The sequence below is a fragment of the Streptomyces sp. 4F14 genome, assembly GCF_048159485.1.
Lineage (GTDB): Bacteria > Actinomycetota > Actinomycetes > Streptomycetales > Streptomycetaceae > Streptomyces.
In genome coordinates this window covers 1-23,749 of sequence record NZ_JBLRVY010000031.1, presented here as the reverse complement: position 1 = coordinate 23,749, position 23,749 = coordinate 1, and the positions used below count along the sequence as shown (strand labels likewise).

Sequence of the window (23,749 nt, the reverse complement as noted above, 5' to 3'; positions counted from 1 at the left end):
CGCCTCAGCCTCGGCGTACCGGTTCCGCACAGGACAAGGAGTGAAGAACTACGTGTTACGACGTACCCGTGCCCAGGGCACACCGGACCCGCAGGCCGCCGACGGCCCGCCGGACAAGGGCGCAGCGGCTGACGGGAGCCGGCCGGAGGGGGGTGCCTCGGTCTATGCCATGCTCACCCTCAACATGGCTTTGTGGGGCAGCGCCTTCCCCTTGTCGAAGGCGGCCGTCGACACCGTCCCGCATCAGGTCGCCGCGCTGCTGAGGTTCGGTTTCGGTGGTCTGGCCCTCCTCGGGTGGCTGCTCGTCACCCGCAGTCGTATCTCCCTCACCGGCAAGGACCTGGCCAAGACCGCGTTCGCCGGCGCGCTGGGCGTCTTCGGCTACAACACGCTCTTCTTCTGGGGACTTTCACTGGCGCCGTCGATCGACGGCAGCATCATCGTGCCGGTCTTCGCGCCTGTCCTGACCACCGCCTTCACCGTGCTGATCCAGCGGGAGCGCAGTTCGACGGCCCGGAACGCCGGTCTGGCCCTGGGCATCGGCGGGGCGGTGGTCTTCTTGCTCGGCGTCGGCGGCCTCGCGGACGGCAAGCGGCTCCTGGGCGACCTGATCTACCTGGCAGCGGCGATGTGCTGGGCGGCCTACACCCTGGTGTCCAAGCGGATGCTCACGGGGGACCCGGTGCAGGCGACTGCTCTGGCGACGGTCAGCGGCTCGATGATGCTCGCCGTCGTCGCGGTGCCCTCGATGTCCGCGGTCGCGTGGGGCGGTCTGTCCGGAGGCTTCTGGGTGATGGTGGCCTATTTGGCCATAGGGCCGACGGCCGTGGCGTACGTCTTCTACTACCGCGGCGTTCAGGCGGTGGGACCTTCCACGGCCTCGGTGATGATGTTCCTGTCGCCCGTGTTCGGCGCGGGCGGTGCCGCGCTGTTCCTGGACGAGAAGCTGAACTGGACCCAGGGCGCCGGGGCACTGCTGATGCTGATCGGCGCGCTGCTCGCGGTGAGCGGGCGGTTGTCGCCACGTCCGAGGAAGACCACGCTGTGAAGGCACGCTGAACAGCCATCGGAGGCACCGTGACCGACACGTTCATCGCCGCGAGGCTTCGCGAGTTCGCCGGCCCGACGATCTTCAGTGAGATGACCGGCCTGGCGCAGCGCGCCGGGGCGCTCAACCTCGGGCAGGGGTTCCCGGACAGCGACGGCCCGCCCGAACTTCTTGAGGCCGCCCGCTCGGCGATCGCGCGGGGGATGAACCAGTACCCGCCGGCCACCGGCTTGCCCGCGCTGCGGTCCGCGATCGCCGAGCGGCGTGCGGACGACCATGGTGTGAGCTACGACCCGGACACGGAGGTCGTCGTGACGGCAGGGGCGACGGAGGCCATCGCCGCCGCGCTGATCGGCTTGTGCGACCCGGACGACGAGGTCGTCGTCTTCGACCCGCTGTACGACTCCTACAGTGCCTGCCTGGCCATGGCACAAGTGCGGCGGTCACCGGTCCTGCTGGAGTACGACGGCACACGCTTCACCTTCGACCCCGACGCGCTGCGCCGCGCTGTCGGCCCGCGCACCAAGGTGCTGCTCCTCAACACCCCGCACAACCCGACGGGCAAGGTCTTCGACCAGGAGGAACTGGAGTTCGTCGCCCGACTGTGCGTCGAGCACGACTTGATCGCCGTCACGGACGAGGTCTACGAATACCTGGTGTACGACGGCTTGCGCCACGTCCCGCTCGCCGCGCTGCCGGGCATGCGCGAGCGCGTGCTGTCGGTCTCCTCGGCGGGCAAGACGTTCAGCGCAACGGGCTGGAAGGTGGGCTGGGCCTGCGGCCCCGCCCGGCTGGTCTCCGCGGTCCGTACCGTCAAGCAGTATCTGACCTTTGGCACCGGCACCCCGCTCCAGGCCGCGGTCGCCGTGGCGCTGACCGACTGCATGCCTTGGGTGGACGGGCTGAGGGAGAGCCTGGAGCACCGCCGTGATCTGCTGGTCGCGGGTCTGCGTGCCGGTGGCATCACGACGTATCCGAGCCAGGGCACCTACTTCGTCCAGATGGACGCCCGCTCCTTCGGCAGCGAGGACGGGCAGGCTCTGTGCCGCATGCTGGTGGCGGAGACGGGGGTGGCGGCGATCCCCAGCGTCGCCCTGTACGACAACAAGGCCGCCGGGCGGCACCTCGTGCGGCTGGCGTTCTGCAAGAACGAGGAACTGCTGGCCGCCGCCGCCCGGCGGTTGGCCGACGCGGCGTCCCAGGGGTGACCGGCGGACCGGCGAAAGGGCAAGAACGTACAAGACATCGCGCTCGGTGAGCCGAGAGAATCATGGTGCGTGTTGCGCCGAGCCCTATGCGCACCGCACTGCACGATCTGAGGAGGCATCACCGCATGACTGACGAGAACCCGCCGACGCCGGTGGTCTGGGAGACGAAGATCGCCGTGGTTCTGCGAGACGATCTCGAAACATGGCAGAGGCTCAACGTCACCGCGTTCACCATCAGTGGTATCGCTGCCACGGTCGAGGACGTGACCGGTGAGCCGTACGAGGACGGTTCGGGCGTGACGTATCTGCCGATGTTCCGTCAGCCGGTGCTGGTGTTCGCCGCCGACGGCGAGAAACTCCGTCAGATCCACGAACGTGCGCTGCGCCGCGAGATCCCGGTCGCCGTCTACACCGAGGAACTGTTCACCACCAACAACGACGAGGACAACCGGGCGCAGGTCCGGGCTGTTCCCTCCGAGAAGCTCAATCTGGTCGGTCTCGCCATGCGCGGCGACCGCCGGGCGGTCGACAAGGTCGTCAAGGGCGCTTCCCTGCATTCCTGACGAGTCCGGCGCCCGACGCGAAACCATCAGGCGTCCAGACCTGTCCGATCCGATGCCGCAGGCCGGCGGCGTAGCTGTCTCGCCGTCGACCTGCGTCCGCCGGTCGACCGCGTGTCATCACGCACCACCAGGGACCACAGACGCAGGAGACCCAGGTGACACATGCAGACAGTCCGGACTGCATTCTGATCGGTTTCAACGAGGTCGATTTCGGTGACTTCGCCTACGCGCAGAAGGCGTTCGAAACGACCTCCGGCTCGTATCAGGAGCTGCTGACCAACTCCGTCCTCCTCGGCGACCGGCGCAGAACCTACATGGACCTGCTCAACGCCGTACGGGAGCGCATGACAGGCCGGCCCTCGCATCTGACGGCGTTCGAGATGCCCAGCCTCGGGGTGGCCTACCTCGCCAGCTTCCTGCGCCGCAGGGGTTTCGGCGTCGACATCATCAACTTCTTCAACACGGGCAAGGAACAACTGGCCGAGCTGCTCGCCCGCTCGCCCCGGGCCGTGGCGATCACCACGACCTACTACGTCGATGACGAACCGATCCGGCAGATCATCAGGTTCGTACGGGAGCACAACCCGGACGTTCCGGTCGTCGTGGGCGGGCCGCGGGTCCACAACCTCTGCGCAGGGCAGCCCGAACGGGTCCAGGACGTCCTGCTCCGGGCGATCGGCGCGGACATCTACATCGACTCCGCCCAGGGGGAGGACACCCTGGCCTCCGTACTGGCCGCGCTGCGCGACAAGAACGGTGACCTGAGCCGCACCCCCAACCTCATCTACCGCGACCCGGAGCAGCCACGCGGACGCATGCTGCGCACACTGCCCATGGTCGAGAGCAACGATCTCGACGAGAACGCCGTCGACTGGTCGCTGTTCGATTCCGACTACTACACGCCGACCACCTACATGCGCACCTCCCGCAGCTGCTCCTTCGGCTGCGCCTTCTGCAACTACCCGGCCATGGCCGGGCCGCTGACCTTGAGTGATGTCTCCACCATCGAGGCCGAACTGCGCTACCTGTGCGACCACGGCCTGCGCAACATCATCTTCGTGGACGACACCTTCAACGTGCCCCTGCCCCGGTTCAAGAAGATCTGCCGGATGATGATCGAGAACAGGTTCGATCTGAGCTGGGTGTCCTTCTTCCGCTGCTCCAACGCCGACGACGAGGCGTTCGACCTGATGGCCGAGGCCGGATGCGTCGGGGTCTTCCTCGGCATCGAGTCCGGCGACCAGCGGATCCTCAAGAACATGACGAAGTTCGCGCGGACCGACCGCTACGAGTACGGGATCAGGGAACTCACCCGGCGCGGCATCGTCACCCTCGCCTCCATCGTGCTGGGCTTCCCGGGCGAGAACGAGGAGAGCGTCACCAACACCATCGACTTCCTCAACCGGACCCAGCCCACTTTCTACAACGTCCAGCTCTACTACCACGACGTCCTCGCCCCGATCGAGAAACAGCGGGAGCAGTACGGCATCGAGGGCAGCGGCTACTCCTGGCGGCACGCCACCATGAGCTGGCAGGAAGCAGCCGAGTGGAAGACCGAACTGATCCGCAGGGTCCAAGGGCCGGCGCTCATGCCGCTGTACGGGCTGAGCATCTGGTGCATCCCCTATCTGTTGTCGCAGGGGATGAGCATGGCGGAGATCATCCGGTTCACCCGGACCGCCACCCGTCTGGTGATCAAGGGGCTGGGCACCGATCGGACCGACTCCGACGAGGAGATCGACGCGATCGTGCGTGACCTGGCCGGAGCGGAAGCCGTTCGTGCGTAGCCGGGAGACCGGGGGCGGCCCGCTGCGCGTCTGGTGTCTGCGGCCCGCCGCCCGGATACGCCTGCTGTGCCTGCCGCCGGCGGGCGGCTCTGCCGCGTTCTACCGGCCCTGGGCTGCTCTGCTGCCGCCGTACGCGGAGTTGGCCGCCGTCGAGCCGCCGGGCCACGGCACCCGCTACGGGGAGCCGTTCGCGGCCTCGCTCGACGAGGTCCACGACGAGGTGACGGCCGCTCTGGGCGGGCTGCCGGAGCGGCCGACCGCCGTGTACGGGCACAGCATGGGCTCGGTGAGCGCCCTGGAGATCGCGCGCACGCTGACCCGCGACGGCCGTCCGCCGATCGCGCTGGTGGTGTCGTCCTGGGATGCCCCGACGGCGACCGCCGTCCAGCGGGACGACCTGAAGGGCGACGAACTGGTCGACGTACTGCGCAGGCTCGGCGGCATGGACGAGCAGGCGCTCGCGGACCGCCCGCTGATGGAGGCTGTCCTGCCGGTCCTGCGTTCCGACCTGACGCTGCTCGCCGGGTACCGGTACGGGGCCGGACGGCCGCTGGAGTGCCCGGTCCGGGTCTATGCGGGCGCCGCCGACACCTCGACGACACCGGCGGGGCTGGCGTCCTGGCGGCGGGAGAACCCCCAGGACTTCCGGCTGCACCGGCTGCCCGGCGGCCACTTCTTCTTCCGCGGGCGCGAACGGCCCTACCTGGCCCGGCTGACGGCCGAGTTCACTCAGGCCCCCTCCGACGCGGCCCGCCCGTAGGCCCGCATGGCCCGCCCGCCTTCCTCGACCAGCCAGGGCCCGCCGACGATCGCGGTGGGAGAAGGGATGTTCCGGATGCCAGCCGCCGCCCCCGCGCCCTCGTCCTCTCCCATGCCGTACGGCGTATGGGCCGCAGCCGGCCGCGTGCCCGGACCGGTCGACCCGGCGGCGCTGCGTGCCTGCGCCGCCGACGCCCGCCTGTCCGTCCTCGACCTGCGAGGTGTCCTCGCTGCCGAACGCGAGGAGGCGGTGCGGCACATCCTCGCGGAGGAGTCGGGTGGCCCGGGTGACGGCGGCCTGCTGAGGCTACGGCTGCTGCTGGTGCCGGACGGCACCGTGCTGACCGCCGCCGCGTCTCGGGCACAGTGGGACGAGACCTCGTTCGGGCTGCTCCTGCGTGACCTGTGCGCCGCTTATGGCCGTCCCGACCGGCGCCCCGTTCGTTCGGCGCCGCCGCCCACGGAGGCGGGGCCTGCCGCAGTGCCGTCCGGCACGCTGCCCACGGACTGGCCCCGCCCGTCGGCACTCACGGGCATCGCCGCCACCGTGCCGTTCGACGTCCCGCCCGGCACGGTGTCCGCCCTGCGGGCCCTGGCCGAGGAGGCCGGCACCGACGAGCATGCCGTGCTGCTGGCCGGGCTGCACGCCCTGTTGTCCCGGCTCGGCGCCGGAGCCGTCACCACGGTGGCCTGCGGATCCTGGACGAGCCGTGCGGACACCGGGACGGACCCCGGGTTCCGTACCTTGTTACGAGCGTTGGACACAGACCCTGGATCATCCGCCGCGGTGGCCCTGACCGTCCGCGAACGACGGCTGCTGCCGGACGCGCTGGGCACCCTCCCGCTGACCGCGCTCCGGCTGCCCCATGCCGCTTCGCCCCACGAACTGCGGCTGGTGCTGGAACCCCGGCCGGACGGCGGTCTCGACGGCGTCCTGGAGTACGCCCCGGAGCTGTTCGAACCGATCACCGCCGAGCGGCTGGCGGCCCGCTACCCTCTCCTGCTCGCCGCTGCCACCACCGACCCCGCCACCCCGTTGTCGCACCTGCCGCTGCTCACCGCGACGGAACGCCACCTGGTGCTCCAGGAGTGGAACCGCACGGGACCGATCGCGTCCACCGAGGACTGCCTGCATCACGTGATCGCCCAGCAGGCACGCATCGCGCCGGATGCCCCCGCCGCACTCTGCGGCGGCACTCTCCTCACCTACGGCGAGCTGGACCGCCGCGCCGAGCACCTTGCCAGGACGCTGACGGATCATCAGGCGGGGCCGGGGCAGGTCGTCGGCATCTGCGCGCGTCGTTCGGTGGACGTCGTCGTCGGTGTCCTCGCCGTGCTCAAGGCGGGCTCGGCCTGGGTGCCGCTGGACCCGGCATACCCGGCGGAACGGCTGGCGTTCATGCTCTCCGACGCCGGGGCGCCCGTGGTGCTGACCGACGAGCACTCCGCGAAGCTGCTGGGCAGCGGCCCGGCAACGACGCTGCCACTGGACGCCGGGCGAGGCGGCGACGACGTCGAGCCGTTCGATGCCGGAACCACCCCGGACTCGCCGTGCTACATCATCTACACCTCCGGGTCCACCGGGCTGCCGAAGGGCGCCGTCAACACCCACCGCGGCGTACTGAACACCATGCGATCACTGGTGAGCAGGCTGCGGCTGGATTCGGCCACACGGCTGCTCCAGGCGTCGTCGCCCACCTTCGACATGTCGGCGTTCGATGTGCTCGCCACCCTGATCTCCGGCGGCTGCCTGGTGATCCCCGAGCAGGACGAGGCGACCGATCCGGCCCGGCTGCTCGACCTCGCGCACCGCGCCGGCCTCACCGTCTGGAGCTCCACCCCCGCGCTGTTCCGGGGCGCGCTGGACGAGGCGTACACCACCGGACGCGGGCTGCCGCCGGGGCTGCGCACGATCGGGCTCGGCGGCGACCGGTTCCCGCCCGAGGTCCCCGGGATGCTGGCCGACCTCGCGCCCGGCAGCCGGGCCTTCAACTTCGCCGGGATGACCGAGGCGTCCTTCACCACCACCGCCCACCCGGTGACCGAGGACGACACCCTGCGCACCACGGTGCCGTGGGGCAAACCGCTGCCCGGCCAGCGGATGTACGTGCTCGACGAGCGCGGTGAGCCGGTGCCGCCGGGCGTGCCCGGGGAGCTGTACATCGGCGGCGCGGGTGTCGGCGCGGGGTACTGGAACCGGCCCGAACTGACCGCGCGGCGATTCCTGCCCGACCCGTTCGCGCAGACCCCCGACGCGAGGATGTACCGCACCGGGGACCGGGTGCGGCATCTCCCGGAGGGCACGGTGGAGTTCCTGGGACGCCTGGACCACCAGGTCAAGGTGCGCGGCTTCCGGATCGAGACGGGGGAGATCGAGGCGTCGCTCGTCCGGCACGACCGGGTGCGGGACGCCGTGGTCGAGGCGCGCGCGGACGAGGCGTCGCGAGGCGATCAGCGGCTGGTGGCGCACATCGCCGTGACCGGGACGGACCCCCTGTCCGTCGAGGAACTGCGCGTCTTCCTCGGCGAACGGCTCCCGGAGCACATGATCCCGTCCGTCTTCCTCGCCCATGACCAGCTCCCGTTGACCCCGGGGGGCAAGACCGATCGGGCCGCCCTGCGCGCCGTCACCGTCCCCGAGGACAGGCCCCACCTCCTCACGCCGTACGTCGCGCCGCGCGACGACCTTGAGCGGGCCGTCGTCGCCGAGTGGGAACTCGTGCTCGGTGTCAGCGGGATCGGGGCGCACGACCAGTTCGTCGCGCTCGGCGGTCACTCCCTGCTGGCGACCGCAGCCATGGCGGCGCTGTCCGACACCCTTGGGGTGCCGTTGTCCGCGAAGGACCTGTTCGAGGCGGCCACCCCGGCCCTGCTGGCCGACCGCGTCCGCTCGGTGCGCGGCTGACAGGGGCGGCCCCGGCGTCAGCGGCGGTGGATCAGCAGGGTCTGGTGAGAGCGGGCGATCGGGCCCTGGGCGTCGTAGAGGGTCGCCGTGGTGAGTCCGGGGAGTCCTGGCCCCACGGCGGTGGCGGCGTCCAGACAGACCCATTCCCCGGTCGGCGGGCGCAGCAGGTGCACCGTGAGTTCGGGCGGGACGAAGCCCCAGGTCCCGATGTCCAGTTCGGCGCTGATCCCGTTGGCCGAGTCGATGGACAGCACGGTCCGCTGGAGCGGTGACATCGGCTCGCCCTCGACCAGAGGAACCCGGGGCCGCAGCCAGACGACGGCCGGGCCGGGCTCGCCGTAGCCTCCGCGGACGAAGCGCCATTCGACGGAGTCGAGGAAGCCGCACACCCAGGTGTCCGGCGGCACCGCGGTGGCGCCGGAGCCGGGCAGTGCGTGTGACGGGTGATCGCGCGTGCCGACGGCCCGGACGTCGTCGGGGGCGGGCCTCAGGGCCCACGCGGCGGCGGACACCACCGGCCGGCCGTCCTGGACGAGTTCGCCACGCACCAACAGCACGCGCCGGCCGGGACGCTCCACCCGGGCGCGGACCGTCAGCGGCCCCCGCAGCGAGAGGGGTCCCAGGATGTCGTACGTGATGCGTCCCAGGGACATCCCCTCGCCGCCGGTCCCGGCGGCGCAGCGCTCGATCTCCCTGGCCAGCAACGCCCCGGGAGGCCCGAAGTGCTGGAACTCCGGGTCCCAGGGGCCCTGGGTGTGCTTGGTGGGCTGGAACCCGCGGTCATCGTCGCCCTCGTAGTACGCGTTCATGGACGCCATCCTCGGCTCTCGGAGGCTGCTGCGGGAGACACCTGCTGTTGTCACCCGGTTCGAGGACGCTGACCCGCTCCCGTACGTCGATCCGGCGCCTCGGGGCGGGGGCCACCCGGCGGTCCGGCGTGCCGATGTACAGCCAGCCGAGGAGACGTTCACCGCCGCTGATGCCGAGGCACTCGCGCACAGCCGGCGAGTCCACCGCGGTACCGGTGCGCCACATCACCCCCCAGCCTCGGCTGTGCAGCAGCAGGTGCAGGGTCTGGACCAGGGACACCGTGGCGGCCAGCTGCTCCCACTCCGGCACCTTGGGGTGCGGCAGCCGGGGGCGGAAGACGATGGTCACCAGCAGCGGGGCGCGCAGCGGCTTGCCGCGGGCCCGCTCATGGGCCCGGCGGTCGCGGGCGCCTTCCGCCAGGGCCGCGCCGAGCCGCTCGCGACCCTGTCCGCGGATCAGGATCAGGCGCCAGGGGGCGAGGCGTCCGTGGTCGGGGGCGGTCGAGGCGGCCTCGACGAGTTCGAGGAGAGTGCCGTCGTCCGGCCCCGGCTCGGTCAGCCGCAGGACGCTGCGCCGGGTCAGTACCGTGGTCATCACGTCCATGGATCTCTCCCGGCGGCAGTGGCCTCGGGCGATGCCGACATCGGCCACAGCAGCCGCGTGGGGCCGCGGCGAGGAATGTGCTCGATGGTGCGGGCGGTGGGGCCGGGGGCGTCCACCACCAGCATCCGGTCGGTCACGCCCGCGAAACCGGCTCGGAAGTGGCTGACGGATTTCACCGCCACGATCCGATAGCGCTCCGGGGCGCAGCCGTGCAGCAGCAAGATCTCCGGATCCAGGACCTGGCGGCGCTGAGAGGCGACGACGACGTCGCAGGTCCCGACGGTGAGCCGGGCGCAGGGGCCGAAGTCGGCCCGTTTGCCGCGCCGCATCGCGGTCTGGACGATCACTCCGTCGGTGAGGGCGCGTACCGTCGCCTCGGCCTCCACCGGCGGTCCGCTCGCCCAGTCGTGGCGTCCGCCCAGCCGGACCGGGAGCGTGGCCCCGACGCCCGCCGCGATTGCCGCTGCCACGGTCTGCGGATCCCACAAGGTGGCGAAGCAGGTGGGCTCGGGCACTTCGAGCAGCTCTCGCAGGAGATAGGTGCTGTCGCCGGTGCCGCCGCAGCCGGGGTTGTCGCTGCCGTCACCGACGACGACCGTGCCGGGGCCACCCGCGAGCGCTTCGCGCAGGGCCTTGCCGGGCGCGAGGGGTGTGGTGCGAAACCGTTCCCGGTGGGCTGTCAGCCAGTCGGCGACCTCGTCGCAGCACCTCTGCGCGAGGGAGGGATCGCCGTCCGTGACCGTGACTACGCTTGCGGCGGCCTGCTCGGTGTCCGCGTAAGGGAAGCCGTGGAAGACCGTGCAGGCCAGCACCCCGGAACGCCGCTCGATCTCCCGCACCACGTCGCGTAGTTCACCGGCGGGCGACCCGGCGACGGTCGGCGAGGGCGGCAGCAGCATCGGCAGCCTGCGCTGCCCGAGTACCGGCACGACGGCCCCCCGGGCGGCGTCGAACGCCAGCTCACCGGCAAGGCGCGAGCGGTCGGCGGCGTCGGTGTGCGGGTACTCGTGGAACCCGGTCACCACGTCCGCGAGGGACAGCAGCTCCGTCGGCACGTTGGCGTGCAGGTCCATGGTGACGGCCAGCACGGCATACGGCAGCACCGTTCGTACGGCGCGCAGCACCGCCACGTCCATCGAGCGGTCCGGGGCGACGACCCCCGCACCATGCAGGTCGAGCAGCACCACGTCGCAGTCCCCGGCCGTGCGCAGCCCCGCCAGCAGTTCCCCTTCCAGTTCCCGGTACACGTCCTCGCCGACCGCCGGGCCCGGCTCGGCGCGGGCGTGGCTCGCCGGACGGACGCGGGCCCCGGCAGCGGCGCACGCGTCGAGATACCCGCCGGTGACCGTGGCGGTGCCGGTGAACTCGGCGAGCAGGTCCGCACCGCGATGCCGGGAGAAGTCGGCGAGGCCGGCGGTGCCGAGATGGTCGACCATGAAGGTGCTGGACTCGTGGACCAGTCCCCCGACCGCCGCCCGCGGCTCGGGGCGGCTCACCGGGACGCCAGCCCGAAGGAGTCGTAGCGGTGCCGCCTGCGGGCCTCGGCCAGAGGCAGGCCGGCCGCGATGTCGGCGCGGATCCCCTCCTCGGCCAGCGTCACGCCGAGGGCCTTCTCCGCGACAGGGCCCGCCAGCGCGGCCGGCACGATCAGGGCGCCGGCGTCGTCGGCGACCACCACGTCGCCCGGTGCGATCCGGACCCCACGCAGGACGACCGGCTCCTGCGCCGCGGTGAGCCGCACGCGGTGCTTGCCGGACTTCATGTAACTCCCCAGGCTCCACAGCGGATAGCCGCTCTCCCTGATGGCTCCGACATCCCGGCACACCCCGTCGATGACGGTACCGGCGATCTCGCGCCGCAGGGCCGCGGAGGTGAGGAGGTCGCCCCAGACGGTGCAGCCGGTGCGCCCGTCGTTCGCCACGACGACCACCGCGCCAGGCGGGACGTCGTCGATGAATTCCCCGGCCGGGCCCGGTGCGCCGGGCTCGACGGGTTCGTACCGCAGCGTGAAGGCGGGGCCCGCGACCGGGCCCGTGCCGGACATCCTCAGGAGTCCTGGCAGTCCGGTGCCGCCCTGGCCCAGTGTGTCCAGAGCGTCGCTGACCGCGCTGGTGCCGTGAACGCGCAGGGCTTCGACGTCCGCCCCGGCCACCCCGGTCACCGTCCGGCTCCTGTCAGTTCCGTCTGCCGTTCCACCGTGAGCGTCCCGGTCGGCTCGACGGCCGTTCCGGGGCCGGTCCCCGGCAGGACGAAGCCCGGCGTGCGGAAGGCCACCCGGGGTTCGGCGCCGTCGTCGAGGTAGTACGTTTCACTGGGGCCGACGTCGCTCGCCTCGGTCATGTTCGGCAGCGTCGCCACGGCGATGTTGGTCCAGCGGGCAACACCCTGGTCCCACTTGGCGCCGACGAAGGCGGGGATGCCTGCCGAGGCGCAGAAGTCGTGGATGCGCACGGCCTCGCCGATGCCACCGACCCGGCCGACCTTGATGTTCACCATCCGGCAGGCGCCCGCTTCGGCCGCCTGCCGTACCTCTCGAAGCGAGTGGACCTGTTCGTCCAGGCAGATCGGGGTGTTCATGCGCTTCTGCAACTCGGCCGTGGTCTGTAGCAGATGGCGTGGGAAGGGCTGTTCCAGGGCGTGCATGCCCAGTTCCTCCAGACTCGTCAGATGCTCCAGGTGTGTCTCGTCGTACGCCGCGTTCGCGTCCGCGATCACCGGCAGGCCGGGGAAGGCCCGGACCACCTCACGGATCGGCAACCGGTCCCAGCCGGGCCTGATCTTCAGACGGACCCGGCGGTACCCGGCCCGTGCCGACCTCGCGACGCTCTCGACCAGTTCCTCGACGGTCGGTTCGATGCCGACCGTCGCGCCGGCCGGGACCGGCCGCACGCTTCCGCCCACCTCCTCGCAGAGCGGACGACCCCTCAGCCGGGCCTGGAGGTCCCACAGCGCGGTCTCGACCGCGGCCTTGGCCTCCTCGTGGCCGTTGACCTCCCGCCACACCCGCAGACAGGCCCGAGGGTCGCTGACGCCCTCGGCCAGGAGCATCGGACCGAGGTATCGCTCGATGACGTACCAGGCCGTTTCGATCGTCTCGTAGTTGTAGAACGGCGTCTCCATCGCGCTGCACTCGGACCGCCCAGTGCTCTGGGCGCCTTCGCCCCCGCCGTCCACCTCGACCTGGAGCTTGGTCCAGGTGTGGTAGCGCTGCCACCGGTTCTCGAAAGGGTGGGCCAGCCGGGCCGTCACCAGCCGGAGCCTGATTCTGTCGATGGTCATGGCCAGAGGTTCTGCCGTCGTGGCCCTCGTACCCGAATCGTTCATCGGAGCCCTTACTCGCTCGCGGTCACGTGGACCGACAGTTTCTGGCCGCCCTGGAAGATGTTGACCCGCGGCTGGAGACTCGCCTTCGAGCCGTGGAAGGCGACGGTGCCGCGGATGAGGTACGTGTCGAAGCTGACGGGCATGGTGACCACCCGCGGGCCGGTGCCGGCGCGTATCACCGGGTACGAGGCGGGTGGAACGTACCGCTGCGCGACGCCGCCTTGCTTCACCGTCCGGCCGACCGCTTCGGCCCAGGTGCTCCGGCTCACCGCGGCACCGATGATCACGCCGTCACCGCGGATGTCGTACAGCTCCTTGAGCACGTACGCGTGCTGCTCGGCCAGGAGTTGCTCCGGCAGCGGCCCACCGCTGGGCTCCAGGCGTCGGCTCCAGGGCAGCAGGTCCGCGGCGAGCCGCCGTTCGGCCGGGTCGAACAGTGCGGCGAAGGCCGGTTCCTGCACCAGGGCCAGGGTGAGCTTGCTCTCGGCGGCGTACCGGGCGAGGAAGGAGTTGACGTGGTGGAGGTCCGTCTCCCGCAGGATCCGCGCCCAGCGGTCGAGGAACCCGGGGTCGTCCTGCGCGAGGCGCTGCCAGCCGACGGTGTTGACCTTGTTCCAGCAGGCATCCACAGCCTGCTGCCCCACCCGGGCCCGGCCGCCGGAGGGTGAGACCTGGCGGGGGTCGGCGACGAAGGCGTCGATGCCCCGCTTCCGGAAGACCGCGGCCATCTCCGCGCTCTCCCGGTTCGCCGCCCCGCTCGGCTGGAGGACGGCCAGCACGGGAGTACGGCCTTGGCGGCGCGCGGCCGTGAGCGCCGGTGCGACCGCGTCGAGCAGCGCGTCGTCACGCGGGACGGCCCCGCCGGCGTGCGCGGGGACCGCGATCCCGACCGTGTCCAGCACGGAACGTACGACTTCGTGGATACGGGGCGTGAAGAGCGTGCCCGCGGGGGCGTCGGCGTTGTTCTCCAGGATCCGCAGCCGCTCACCGTCGCGTTCCAGGTAGCCGTCGAGCCGGCAGACACCCACCTCGGTCCGCTCCGGGCCGCGACCGTGTGCCTCGGCGTCGATCAGCGCCTCGACGGCGGGCGGCAGACCGTACCAGCGCCGCACCCCGGCGTCGTCCAGGTACAGCAGGGCAGCCTTGCGCAGCAGGTGTACGTACTCCTCCAATCGCCGGGCGACGCGGGTGGCCGCCTCGGCCCGGACGAAGAGCGGCAACGGGGAGAGCGGGTAGGCGCGGTTGCGGAACACCGGCATGCTGTCCTCGGCCTGCCGGATCGCGTCCGTGAGCCGGCCGTCCTCGGCCACGGCGGCCAGGCGGGCGCCGACGTCCAGGGTGGTGCGCCAGTCGATCAGCCCCGGTCCGGGCTCAGCGGGGGCTGCCATCGGCCACCTCCCGGTGCGGTCGCCGCGCCCGCTCGCGTGCCTGGAGGAAGTACTCGGCGACGAGTTCCCGGGTCATGGGGCCCGGCCGGTGTCCGTGCGGGGAGAACCAGCGGCGGTCGAAGGAATGCACGGGGGCGAACTCCAGACCCGTGCCGCACAGGAACGCCTCGTCCGCGCGGTAGGCGTCCTCGGCCGACAGCGTGGTCTCGCGGACCGGTACGCCTTGGGCCGATGCGGTGCGCAGCACCCAGGCGCGGGTGATGCCGGGGAGCACGTCCTCCGACAGGGCGGGGGTGCTGAGCACGCCGTCGTGAACCAGGAAGAGGGCCGCGGTCGGTGCCTCGGACAGCCGGCCATGGCGGTTGGTCAGGACGCAGCCGTCGAAGCCCGCCTCCCGCGCCTCCTGCCAGGCGAGCCGAGGGCCCGCGTAGTTGGCGATGTTCTTGGCGTTCGGCGGGTGGACCTCGCTCGACCCTCGCTGCCGGCGGCTGATCGACAGGTCCATGCCCAGATTGTTCGCCAGCCATCGTTTGCGGTCCATCGCAGAGGCCGTCACGCTCAGTTCGGGCAGAGCCGGGTCGGCGAGCTGACCCGAGTTGAGGGGGGTGGCCGCGATCCGTACGTACGCGTCCCTGTCGATGCCGTTGCGGTCGATCAACTCGTCGATGACTTCGGGGAGCTGGTGCAGGCCGGGGTCGGGGAAGCGCATGAGGCGTAGTGACGTCGCCATGCGGTCCAGGTGTTCCTGGAGAAGAAACGGCCGGGCACGTCCTTCGGGGGCGCCGGAGCCGTCCGGGGCGTAGAGACGGACGCCCTCGAACACGGACAGGCCGTAGCGCATCGCCAGGCTGCCGATCGGTACCTGGGCCTCGTCTCGGGTGACCCACTGGTCGCGGAAGAATACGTGCGGAAAGACTGCTACCACCTGGCCTTTGCTCGGAAGTCCGCGGGCGTGCGTCTCGGGCGACCCGGTACGGGGCACGTGTCCTGTGGCCCTTGTGCGGATTCAGGCGTCGCGCCCCGTACCGGGGGAGTCGACCGTCAGTGGCTGTCGCCCTCGTCGCCGGAGTAGACGAAGACCGGCTCGCCGGGGTCGTAGGCGTGGCTGAGGATCGCGTCGAAGTGACGGTGACGCAGTTCGATGGCCTGGCGCAGGCTGTCCTTGGCGTCCTGCCTGCGCTGCGGGGTGTCGCAGTAGCGGATCAGCAGTTCGCGCAACGGCTCGGTGTGCTCGTCCTCCAGCTCGCTCACCCCTTCCTGGTCGGCGTCGCTGGACGCGTGGTGGACGAAGAACTCGTAGCCCCAGCGCGGAAGTTTGTACACGTCCCGCATGACGGCCATCATGCTGTGGCCCGCGGGGTTGGTGATCGGCGGCTGGCCCTCCATCAGGAGAAGCACCGACGCGGCGCCTACGGTGAAGTGGACGTTGGTGTTGTTGCAGGCGTTCTTGTTGTGCTCGATGACCGCGACAGTCTCGGGAAAGAGCTCTGCCGCGGGCAGCGAGGCCGGGTCGACGCCGACCGCCTTCCCGAAGTCTTCGAAGGTTTCGACGTGCCGCTTGGAGCGGGTCAGGCCGCCGGTCTCCTCCTCGTACGCGTTCTCGATGAAGGAGCGGCGCAGGTCCAGGTCGTCTGCGCGCATGCCGACGCCCATGAGGTTGCGGGTCCACCAGCTCTTGATCGGCCAGCGCTGGATGACGAAAGTCTCCAGCAGGCGCCGGGTGGCTTTGCCACCGAGGATCGTCTGGTAGAGCGGACTGGTCATTTTTTTTCGCTCGGCAATGACGCTTTCGAGTTCGTCGACGAATGCGCTGTCGGACATGGTTGCTCCTCGGAGATGAGCATTCAGTGTTCATGGAAGGGCCGTGCTGGAGGAAATCAGCAGGGGGCAGCCGCACTGTCGAGCATCGAAAAGAGTGTGCTGCTTGATCCTGCGCTCCTGATCTCGGCCAGATTCTCCAGATTGAGATCGAGTATTCCGCTGACGATCGACTCGCATCGGGACAGGATCTGATCACCCTTCCATGGGGTCAGGAGGCTGACCGCGGAGTCGACGAGCGGGGTGACCGAGACATCGCAGAGCTGGCGGAAACGAAGGTGCGCGGAGATGAGTTCGAGGGCCAGGTTGCCGCCGCCTTTGCCCATCCCGCAGAGGGAGGCGTCTATGTACTCGAAGCCGTTGTCCATTGCGGCGAGAGCGTTGGCGAAACCCAGACTGAGGCCGTCGTGTGCGTGGAAGCCCAGTTTGATCGATACGGTGTCCCGTACGTGCCGGGTGATCCCGGAGACGCCGTCCGGGAACATGCTGCCGTTTGAGTCGGCGAGATAGAAGACGTCTGCCGATATTTTCTCTGCTTCCAGTGCGGCGGAGAGAATGTCCTGCTCGGAGAGTTCGCTGATGCGGATCAGATTGACGGAGAATCTCATTCCCGCGTCCTGTGCCGCTGCGGCGTACGGGGCGAGTTCCTGGACGCTGTAGGGCGCGACCGGCATTCTGACCAGTCGGACGCCGAAGCGTGCCAGCCCTGCCAAGTCGGAAGGGGAGGTGTCCTTGGCGTGGGCCATGACGACGAGTCCGGTGCCGGTTTCGGCTTCGCTCTGGAGAGCCTCCAGATACCGGGGAGAACAGGAGGCGGAGGGTGCGGTGTCATCTCCGTGCCGGGACGGACGCAGATATCCCACTTCTGTGAACGGTACCCCCGCCGCTTCGCAGGCACGGACCACCCCTTGCGCTTGTCCGACGGTCCAGGAATGGCTGTTGACGTATCCGCCGTCACGGAGCGTCACATCGAGTAAGGTGATCTTATTGGCAGATTTCATGGGTCTCCCGAGTCTGAGCGCAGATCTTTCGGGTTTCCTTGCGGGTCTCGGGTTTTGACCGGACTGCCCGCTGGGGTGAGCCTAGGTGTTTGGGTCAGGCTTGGACAATATTGCAGGTCCGCCTTGGCTGATTGCCGTCGGCGACCGCACGCCGGCTCTGCCGTGATTTCCGTAAATCCGATCATTCCCCGATGTCCCGGTGAAGCTCCGTCACCTGCGGCGCGGCACTTGCCGAGTGCGAAGAACTGCCGAAATGCGGTGTTACCGCACCCGGGCGGGGTGTTGGTGGAACAAGTGGGTCCCGAGGCAGGCCCCTGGGGCCTGTCGCGGCAGAACCGGTCGATCGGCTTCCGCATGGCTGCGGGTTTCCGGCCATGAATGAGCCGGCCTGGATCTTCCCGGCCGTCGGCGGCCGAGTTACCGCGTTTCCCCAGGAAGGGCGCTGAATGCCGGGAGATCGAATTCCCTTGTTCCGCCCGCAGGTGCCGTGAAACGGAATGGCTCACATCGCACCACGAAATTGGCCAGCGGTCCGTACAGTGAAAAACCGGTCGGAGTACCTGGTTCAATAAAACCGGGCAGTGAACCCGCTGCGGCTGGTCAGGGAAAAGAACCGGCCATGAACGACTATTGCCCGCACGTCACGGCCGCCATGAATCCCCTGCATGCGCCCCGTCCCGCCCGGCGCGTCAAGGCGTTCCGCCGCGTCACGCGATCCGGCCAACTTCGCATCGCCCGGTGAACCGCTGTTGACGGGAACCGAGTGGCTGGTGGTACGAAATTAGAGGGACGCACCGAGAAGCTCCCGTCTCCAAGTGCCTCACAGGCACGTCATAGCGGCGTCATGTGTAAGCCTGCTCCTGGCCTGAAGACGCCGGTTCCCCATGCCCACCGGTCGGCCGAGTGGGTCCTGCTCCGGCGAGAGTCCAGAAGAACCTGGAAGGCGATCCACGTGGATATCGATGACTTCCTGAACGCTCCAGGAAGGGACGACGGGATTGGCCATGCACGCAAACTCATAGATTCGCTCGGCATCAAGTACATCTATGTCCAGTACGTCACCGCCACCGGCCGTGTCGTCGGAAAGGGGATACCCGCCGCGCACTGGGAAAGGGTCGCGGAGCGCGGCGTACAACTCGTCTACGGCTCCACCGCCAATGTCGCGATGAACCGCGTCGGCCGGTACATCGGATACGGACCCGAGGCGTCCGAACTGATCGCCCTGCCCGAACCGGACACGTTCGCCCAACTGCCCTGGGACGGCAGGACCGCGCGGGTCTTCGCCCGCCTGTTCCGCAACAGGGACGAGGAGGAGGAACCGGGCGCCTACCTGGACGCCGACTGCCGGGGGAACCTGGCCAGGTCCCATGCCGCGTTCACCGAACACCACGGCATGCACCTGCGGATCGGCACCGAGCCGGAGATGCTGTGGCTGCGCCGCGAGAACGGCGCACTGGTCGGTGTCACCAAGCCCAACTGCTACCACATCGACCAGTTCGAGGAACTGCGCGAGGTGATGCTCCGCGTCGTCGAGTACGGCCGGGCGCTGGGACTGGACATGATCCAGGGCGATCACGAGGACGCCCCGGGACAGCTCGAACTCAACTTCACCTACGACGACCCGCTGCGCAACGCCGACCGGCTGACCACCTACCGGCAGATCTGCCGCCAGGTGGCGCGGGAACTCGGGCTCGTCGCCTGCTTCATGGCCAAACCCTTCCTGGGCTACTCGGGCTCCGGATGCCACCACAACCTCTCCGTCTGGCAAGGCGGGCAGGACGAGGAACTCGACCTCGGCACGAGCACCTCCGCACCGGGGGTACGGACCCACCGCACCGGCGGAACCAACCTCCTCCTGCGCGAGGCCGGCGGCACAGGACTGAGCGACGTGGGCCGGCACACCATCGGCGGCATCGTGGCCCACCTGCCCGCACTGACCGCGCTGGCCTGCTCGACGGTCAACTCCTACCGCCGGATGTGGGACGCCGGGCTGTGGGCACCGTTCACCGCCCACTGGGGCTACCAGAACCGCACCTGCGCCCTGAGGGTCTCCGCGCCCGACCGCTTCGAGTTCCGGGTCGCCGACGCCATGACGAACCCCTACCTCATGGCGGCGGGGCTCCTGGCGGCGGCGGACGACGGACTGACCAGGCAACTGGACGCCGGCGAGCCGCTCGCGGCGAATGCCTACGACGTGGCGGACAGCCCCTCCGGCACCGGTGCCCACACCCTGGCCCGGCTGCCCGCGCATCTGGGCGACGCCCTGGCGGCCCTGGCGGCCGACCCCGTCGTACGCGGCGCTCTGCCGGGTCGGCTGTACACCACGTACACAGGTCTCAAGAGCGACGAATGGGAGCGGTTCCTGGCCACCACCACCTCATGGGACTTCGACACCTACCTCGACTACACGCCCTGACGACCGGGGGAAACGAGCATGACGACCCACACCGAACTCTTCGGCGCCCTGGCGCCGGACCGATTCACCGACGATCCGGTGGTCCTGCTGTCCGGGCAGGCGGCGATCGGCGAGACGCTGAGCCGTGGCCTGCGCGAACTCGCCGAGGACTTCGAGGACCTCGCCGACGACCAGTGGCTGAAGACGGACTACGTCTTCCGGCAGCGGCGACTCGGTCTCTTCGCGCTGGACATGCGGGAGCGACGCGTCGAGACACTGGAGGACAGGGCCTTCTTCCAGGACACCGAACTCAACCCCTACGCGGGCGGCGTACACCGCAAGTTCGAACCGCTGGCCGTCCGCACCCGCGCCAACCCGTTCCTGATCCAGCTCATGTGGGACGTCCTGGCGGTCCTCCCGCCCGACCGCGTCGCCTCCGCCCGCTCCTGGGAGATCGGCGTGCACCTGATGCGGATCCTGGCCGGCCCGGACCGGCCCGGCTACCCGGCACCAGAAGGCATGCACCACGACGGCCACGCCTTCACCTCCATCACGCTCATCCGCCGCAGCGAAGCGACCGGCGGCCGCAGCAAGTTCGCCGATCTCCACGGCGACGTCTACCGCGAACTCGAACTGGAGGAGCCGCTCGACACGGTCGTCTTCGAGGACCCGCGCTGCCTGCACGACGTCACCCCCGTCCTCGTCGCCGAGAACGCCGACCGCGCCACGCGCGACGTCTGCGGATTCTCGCTCAACCCCCGATGACGCCCGCGCCGACCACCGACCTGCGAAGGAGGTCTCGGTGAGCCCTCACACTCCCCCCGGACCGCCTCCGGTGACCCCCGCCCCGTTTCCCGGCGGGGAACAAGGCGCCGGCACCCACATCCTCGCCGACCTCGTCGGAGCCAGCCGGCTCGACGACCCCGCCCACGCCGAGACCGTGCTGCGCGACTGCGCACAGGCGGCGGGGGCCCTCCTCCTCTACGTCCACGTGCACCACTTCGGCCGGGGCGGGGGCGTCTCCGGCGTCGCCGTCCTCGCGGAGTCCCACATCAGCGTGCACAGCTGGCCCGAGTACCAGTTCGCCGCGGTCGACCTCTTCATGTGCGGAGCGGCCGAGCCGAACAAGGCGATACCGGTGCTCCAGGCCGGGTTCCAGCCCGAGCGGATCATCGCCCAGGAACTCGTCCGGGGCCGCGGCGCCCTGATCCCGACCCCCGGCGACTACGGCCCGGAACTTCCCGCGGGCTGGCCCCTGGACCCCGCCGACCCCCTTTCCCTGCAAGCCGCCGACCTGACCGAAAGGTGAGACATGCCCACCCGCGGTGAAGACGCGCGACACGAGCTGATGCGGCGCGTCTACGAGGACATCTGGATCGGAGAACTCTGGAACGCGGGCGACCCCGCGGGAGGCCGGGTACTGGCCGAGGGCTTCTTCGACCACCGGCCCATCGACGCGTTCCCCAACACCAAGAGCGGCCACATCTCCATGGCCCTCGACTGGCACCAGGCGTTCCCCGACTACAAGTTCGTCATCGAGGACATCATCATCGAGGGCGACAAGATCGTCGCCCGCTACAACTCCTCCGGCACCCACCTGGGCGTGCTCTCGGGGATACCGGGCACCGGCCGCCGCGTCACCCTCACCGGCATCGACATCATGCGCTTCGAACACGACCTCCTGGTCGAGTGGTGGCACAACGAGGACATGTACGACCTGATGCAGCAACTCACGGGAACGGCATGACGACTCGCGGCCGGCCGTTCTACGAGGCCCTGGACGCACAGGACGAACTCGCCGCCTTCCGCGACGAGTTCGACCTCCCCGACGACCGGGTCTTCCTCAACGGCAACTCGCTCGGGGCGCCCCCCAAGTCCACCTGGGACCGCCTCTCCCGGACGGTGCGCCAGGAATGGCACCAGGACATGAACGCCGCCTGGTGGACCCACGGCTGGCTCGACCTGCCCACCACGGTCGGGGACCGCATCGGACACCTCGTCGGCGCGGCGCCGGGCCAGGTCGTGGTCGGCGAGTCCACCTCCGTCAACCTCTTCAAACTGCTCTGCGGAGCCCTCCAGCTCCAGTCCGGCCGGAGAACCGTCCTGACGGACCACGACAACTTCCCGAGCGACCTCTACATCGCGGACGGGGTCGCCCACCATGTCCACCCCGGCGCCCAGGTCACCAGAGTGGACGCCGATACGATCCCGGACGCCCTCGACGAGGACGTGGCCGTCGTGGTGCTCAGCCACGTCGACTACCGCACGGGCCGGATCCTGCCCATGAACGAGATCAACAAGCGGGCGCACGCCGTCGGCTCGCTCGTCCTGTGGGACCTGTCCCACAGCGCCGGTGTGGTCCCCCTCGCCCTGGACACCGACGACACCGACCTCGCCGTGGGCTGCGGATACAAGTACCTCAACGGAGGCCCCGGGGCGCCGGGTTACCTGTACGTCTCCACCCGGCTCCTGCCCGACATCCAACAGCCGATCACCGGATGGCTTGGGCACGCGGCCCCGTTCTCCTTCGAGGCCGACTACCGTCCGGCCCCCGGCATCGGCCGGCTGACCACCGGCTGCCCACCCCTGCTCAGCCTCGTCGCCCTCGACGAGGGCATCTCGCTCACCGCCAGGGCGGACCCGGCGCTCGTACGCGCCAAGTCCTCCGCGCTCACCGAACTGTTCATCGAACTCGCCGGTGAACGTCTGGCTCCGCACGGCTGCTCCGTACTGAGCCCACGCACCCCGGCCCACCGGGGAGGCCACGTCGCCCTGCGCCACCGGGCCGCCCGGCGGCTGGTCGAGAGGCTCGCCACGGAGGGATACATGGCCGAGCTCCGGGTACCCGACCTGCTGCGCTTCGGACTGTCGCCGCTGTTCGTTCGCTATGTTGACGTCTGGGACAGCGTTACGGCACTCGAACGGATCCTCGCCGACGCTCCCGGGGACCCGGCGGAGGATCAGCCGTAACACAGGGCAAGGAACAAGGAAGGGGCGGCAGTGCTGAGGGTCCGTTCGGTGTTCTCCTGGATCTACCGGTCTCCGGTACTGCTGCTCTGCCTCGCCTCGGCCGGCTGGTCCGGCAACTTCGTGGTCGGCCGGCTGACGCACGCCACCGTTCCCCCAGTGAACCTGGCGTTCTTCCGCTGGCTCACCGCCACCCTCATCCTGCTCCCCTTCGCCGCCGCCCGGCTCCGGCGCGACCTGCCGGTGCTGGTCCAGCACAAAGGAACCGTACTGCTGCTGGCGGCCACCGGCGTGGCCGCCTACAACACGCTCGTCTACGAAGGCCTCCAGACCACCACCGCGATCAGCGCCCTGCTCATGCAGTCGGTCGTCCCCCTGCTCATCCTGGTCTTCGTCTTCGCCCTCTTCCACGAACGCCCCCAACTCCTCCAACTGGCGGGCCTCGTCGTCTCCCTGGCCGGCGTGTGGGTGGTCGTGACCCAGGGCAGCCCCTTCGACACCGGCGCGCTCGCGCTCGGCGGCGGACTCGGCTGGATCCTCCTCGCCGTGATCAGCTACGCCCTGTACACCGCACTGCTGCGCCGGCGCCCCTCGGTCCACCCGCTGAGCCTGCTGACCGTCCTGTTCGGCCTGGGCTCCCTCATGCTGGCCCCCCTGGCCGCCGCCGAAGCGGCCTCCGGACGCTCCCTGCCCCTGACCGCCGGCTCCGTCGCCGCGGTGGTGTACGTCGCCCTGGTCCCCTCCCTGCTCTGCTACTTCTGCTACAACCGCGGCGCCGAACTCCTCGGCGCGGCCCGCGCCGGACAGTTCCTGCACCTGATGCCGGTGTTCGGGGCCGTGCTGGCCTTCTTCTTCCTCGACGAACGCATCCACGGCTACCACCTCGTGGGCGCCGCCCTCATCGCAGCCGGCCTCGCGGTCGCCGCGGCCAGACAACGCCGGGCACCTGTCCTGCGCCCACCGGAGGAGGCCACTGCACAGCCCGCGTCCCGCTCCGGGGAGGACGAGCCTTCCCGGGCGACCGATCGCTAGGCGCCTTTGCCTGCCCCAGCCCGCGGAAACCGACCCCGACCGTCACCTCACGCGGAGTGGCCCGTGTCCAGCAGGTGCATGGCCAGCGACCCGGCTGCCGAGCCCCGTGCCGCGATCCTGATGCCGAGGCCGCGGGTGTCG

At 70.1% G+C, this 23,749-nt stretch carries 22 protein-coding genes; 12 read left to right on the top strand and 10 right to left on the bottom strand.

What is annotated here, in order from left to right; translation table 11 throughout:
- The first annotated feature begins 52 nt into the window (after positions 1 to 52).
- The 5 genes from ACLZOT_RS39375 to ACLZOT_RS39355 all read left to right on the top strand — a co-directional run bounded on the left by ACLZOT_RS39375 (position 53) and on the right by ACLZOT_RS39355 (position 5,366).
- The gene (locus ACLZOT_RS39375; protein WP_416973983.1) at positions 53 to 1,048 is read left to right on the top strand and encodes a DMT family transporter; all 996 of its coding nucleotides are present in this window, start codon (positions 53 to 55) and stop codon (positions 1,046 to 1,048) included.
- Positions 1,049 to 1,077: 29 nt separating this feature from the next.
- Positions 1,078 to 2,256: a pyridoxal phosphate-dependent aminotransferase gene (locus ACLZOT_RS39370; protein WP_416973982.1), complete on the top strand. Its 1,179-nt coding sequence runs from the start codon at positions 1,078 to 1,080 to the stop codon at positions 2,254 to 2,256.
- A gap of 125 nt (positions 2,257 to 2,381) precedes the next feature.
- On the top strand, positions 2,382 to 2,819 hold the full coding sequence (locus tag ACLZOT_RS39365) for a DUF2000 family protein (protein WP_416973981.1): 438 nt from the start codon (positions 2,382 to 2,384) through the stop codon (positions 2,817 to 2,819).
- Between the two features lie 155 nt (positions 2,820 to 2,974).
- On the top strand, positions 2,975 to 4,606 hold the full coding sequence (locus ACLZOT_RS39360; protein ID WP_416973980.1) for a PhpK family radical SAM P-methyltransferase: 1,632 nt from the start codon (positions 2,975 to 2,977) through the stop codon (positions 4,604 to 4,606).
- Positions 4,599 to 5,366, top strand: coding sequence for a thioesterase II family protein (locus tag ACLZOT_RS39355; protein ID WP_416973979.1), 768 nt, complete (start codon positions 4,599 to 4,601; stop codon positions 5,364 to 5,366). Before ACLZOT_RS39360 ends, ACLZOT_RS39355 begins: the two co-directional genes overlap by 8 nt.
- On the opposite strand, the gene ACLZOT_RS39350 is transcribed toward ACLZOT_RS39355, so the two are convergent.
- On the bottom strand, positions 5,336 to 5,479 hold the full coding sequence (locus tag ACLZOT_RS39350) for a hypothetical protein (RefSeq protein ID WP_416973978.1): 144 nt from the start codon (positions 5,477 to 5,479) through the stop codon (positions 5,336 to 5,338). The two genes, ACLZOT_RS39355 and ACLZOT_RS39350, sit on opposite strands and share 31 nt — an antisense overlap.
- Between ACLZOT_RS39350 and ACLZOT_RS39345 the strand changes: the two genes are divergently transcribed.
- A complete protein-coding gene (locus ACLZOT_RS39345; protein WP_416973977.1) occupies positions 5,478 to 8,270 on the top strand; it encodes a non-ribosomal peptide synthetase in 2,793 nt (930 codons plus the stop codon). The two genes, ACLZOT_RS39350 and ACLZOT_RS39345, sit on opposite strands and share 2 nt — an antisense overlap.
- A gap of 17 nt (positions 8,271 to 8,287) precedes the next feature.
- On the opposite strand, the gene ACLZOT_RS39340 is transcribed toward ACLZOT_RS39345, so the two are convergent.
- The 9 genes from ACLZOT_RS39340 to ACLZOT_RS39300 form a co-directional block, all read right to left on the bottom strand.
- Complete coding sequence (locus ACLZOT_RS39340; protein ID WP_416973976.1) at positions 8,288 to 9,079, bottom strand: thioesterase family protein; 792 nt, start codon at positions 9,077 to 9,079, stop codon at positions 8,288 to 8,290.
- Positions 9,051 to 9,683 carry a nitroreductase gene (locus ACLZOT_RS39335; RefSeq protein WP_416973975.1) on the bottom strand — a complete coding sequence of 211 codons (633 nt, stop codon included), beginning with the start codon at positions 9,681 to 9,683 and terminating at the stop codon, positions 9,051 to 9,053. The genes ACLZOT_RS39340 and ACLZOT_RS39335 overlap by 29 nt, the downstream gene beginning before the upstream one ends.
- On the bottom strand, positions 9,674 to 11,179 hold the full coding sequence (locus ACLZOT_RS39330) for a M81 family metallopeptidase (protein ID WP_416973974.1): 1,506 nt from the start codon (positions 11,177 to 11,179) through the stop codon (positions 9,674 to 9,676). Before ACLZOT_RS39330 ends, ACLZOT_RS39335 begins: the two co-directional genes overlap by 10 nt.
- Positions 11,176 to 11,844, bottom strand: a complete 669-nt coding sequence (locus tag ACLZOT_RS39325; protein WP_416973973.1) for an RraA family protein — start codon at positions 11,842 to 11,844, stop codon at positions 11,176 to 11,178. Before ACLZOT_RS39325 ends, ACLZOT_RS39330 begins: the two co-directional genes overlap by 4 nt.
- Entirely contained in the window at positions 11,841 to 12,962 is a 1,122-nt protein-coding gene (gene menC / locus ACLZOT_RS39320) for an o-succinylbenzoate synthase (protein ID WP_416973972.1), read from the bottom strand. The genes ACLZOT_RS39325 and menC overlap by 4 nt, the downstream gene beginning before the upstream one ends.
- 53 nt (positions 12,963 to 13,015) lie before the next feature.
- A complete protein-coding gene (locus ACLZOT_RS39315; RefSeq protein ID WP_416973971.1) occupies positions 13,016 to 14,395 on the bottom strand; it encodes a hypothetical protein in 1,380 nt (459 codons plus the stop codon).
- Positions 14,379 to 15,320, bottom strand: coding sequence for an aminotransferase class IV (locus ACLZOT_RS39310; RefSeq protein ID WP_416973970.1), 942 nt, complete (start codon positions 15,318 to 15,320; stop codon positions 14,379 to 14,381). Before ACLZOT_RS39310 ends, ACLZOT_RS39315 begins: the two co-directional genes overlap by 17 nt.
- Positions 15,321 to 15,436: 116 nt before the next feature.
- The gene (locus ACLZOT_RS39305) at positions 15,437 to 16,216 is read right to left on the bottom strand and encodes a TenA family transcriptional regulator (RefSeq protein ID WP_416973969.1); all 780 of its coding nucleotides are present in this window, start codon (positions 16,214 to 16,216) and stop codon (positions 15,437 to 15,439) included.
- 56 nt (positions 16,217 to 16,272) lie between these two features.
- Positions 16,273 to 17,214 carry a hypothetical protein gene (locus tag ACLZOT_RS39300; protein ID WP_416973968.1) on the bottom strand — a complete coding sequence of 314 codons (942 nt, stop codon included), beginning with the start codon at positions 17,212 to 17,214 and terminating at the stop codon, positions 16,273 to 16,275.
- Between the two features lie 952 nt (positions 17,215 to 18,166).
- Between ACLZOT_RS39300 and ACLZOT_RS39295 the strand changes: the two genes are divergently transcribed.
- The 6 genes from ACLZOT_RS39295 to ACLZOT_RS39270 are packed head-to-tail and all read left to right on the top strand — an operon-like array spanning position 18,167 to position 23,608.
- Entirely contained in the window at positions 18,167 to 19,630 is a 1,464-nt protein-coding gene (locus ACLZOT_RS39295) for a glutamine synthetase family protein (protein ID WP_416973967.1), read from the top strand.
- Between the two features lie 18 nt (positions 19,631 to 19,648).
- On the top strand, positions 19,649 to 20,374 hold the full coding sequence (locus ACLZOT_RS39290) for a 2OG-Fe dioxygenase family protein (RefSeq protein WP_416973966.1): 726 nt from the start codon (positions 19,649 to 19,651) through the stop codon (positions 20,372 to 20,374).
- 37 nt (positions 20,375 to 20,411) lie between these two features.
- A complete protein-coding gene (gene speD, locus ACLZOT_RS39285; RefSeq protein WP_416973965.1) occupies positions 20,412 to 20,918 on the top strand; it encodes an adenosylmethionine decarboxylase in 507 nt (168 codons plus the stop codon).
- 3 nt (positions 20,919 to 20,921) lie between these two features.
- Positions 20,922 to 21,356 (top strand): ester cyclase, encoded by a 435-nt coding sequence (locus ACLZOT_RS39280; RefSeq protein WP_416973964.1) that lies wholly within the window; start codon positions 20,922 to 20,924, stop codon positions 21,354 to 21,356.
- Entirely contained in the window at positions 21,353 to 22,579 is a 1,227-nt protein-coding gene (gene kynU, locus ACLZOT_RS39275) for a kynureninase (protein WP_416973963.1), read from the top strand. The genes ACLZOT_RS39280 and kynU overlap by 4 nt, the downstream gene beginning before the upstream one ends.
- Positions 22,580 to 22,609: 30 nt before the next feature.
- The gene (locus tag ACLZOT_RS39270) at positions 22,610 to 23,608 is read left to right on the top strand and encodes a DMT family transporter (RefSeq protein ID WP_416973962.1); all 999 of its coding nucleotides are present in this window, start codon (positions 22,610 to 22,612) and stop codon (positions 23,606 to 23,608) included.
- The last annotated feature ends 141 nt before the right edge of the window (positions 23,609 to 23,749 follow it).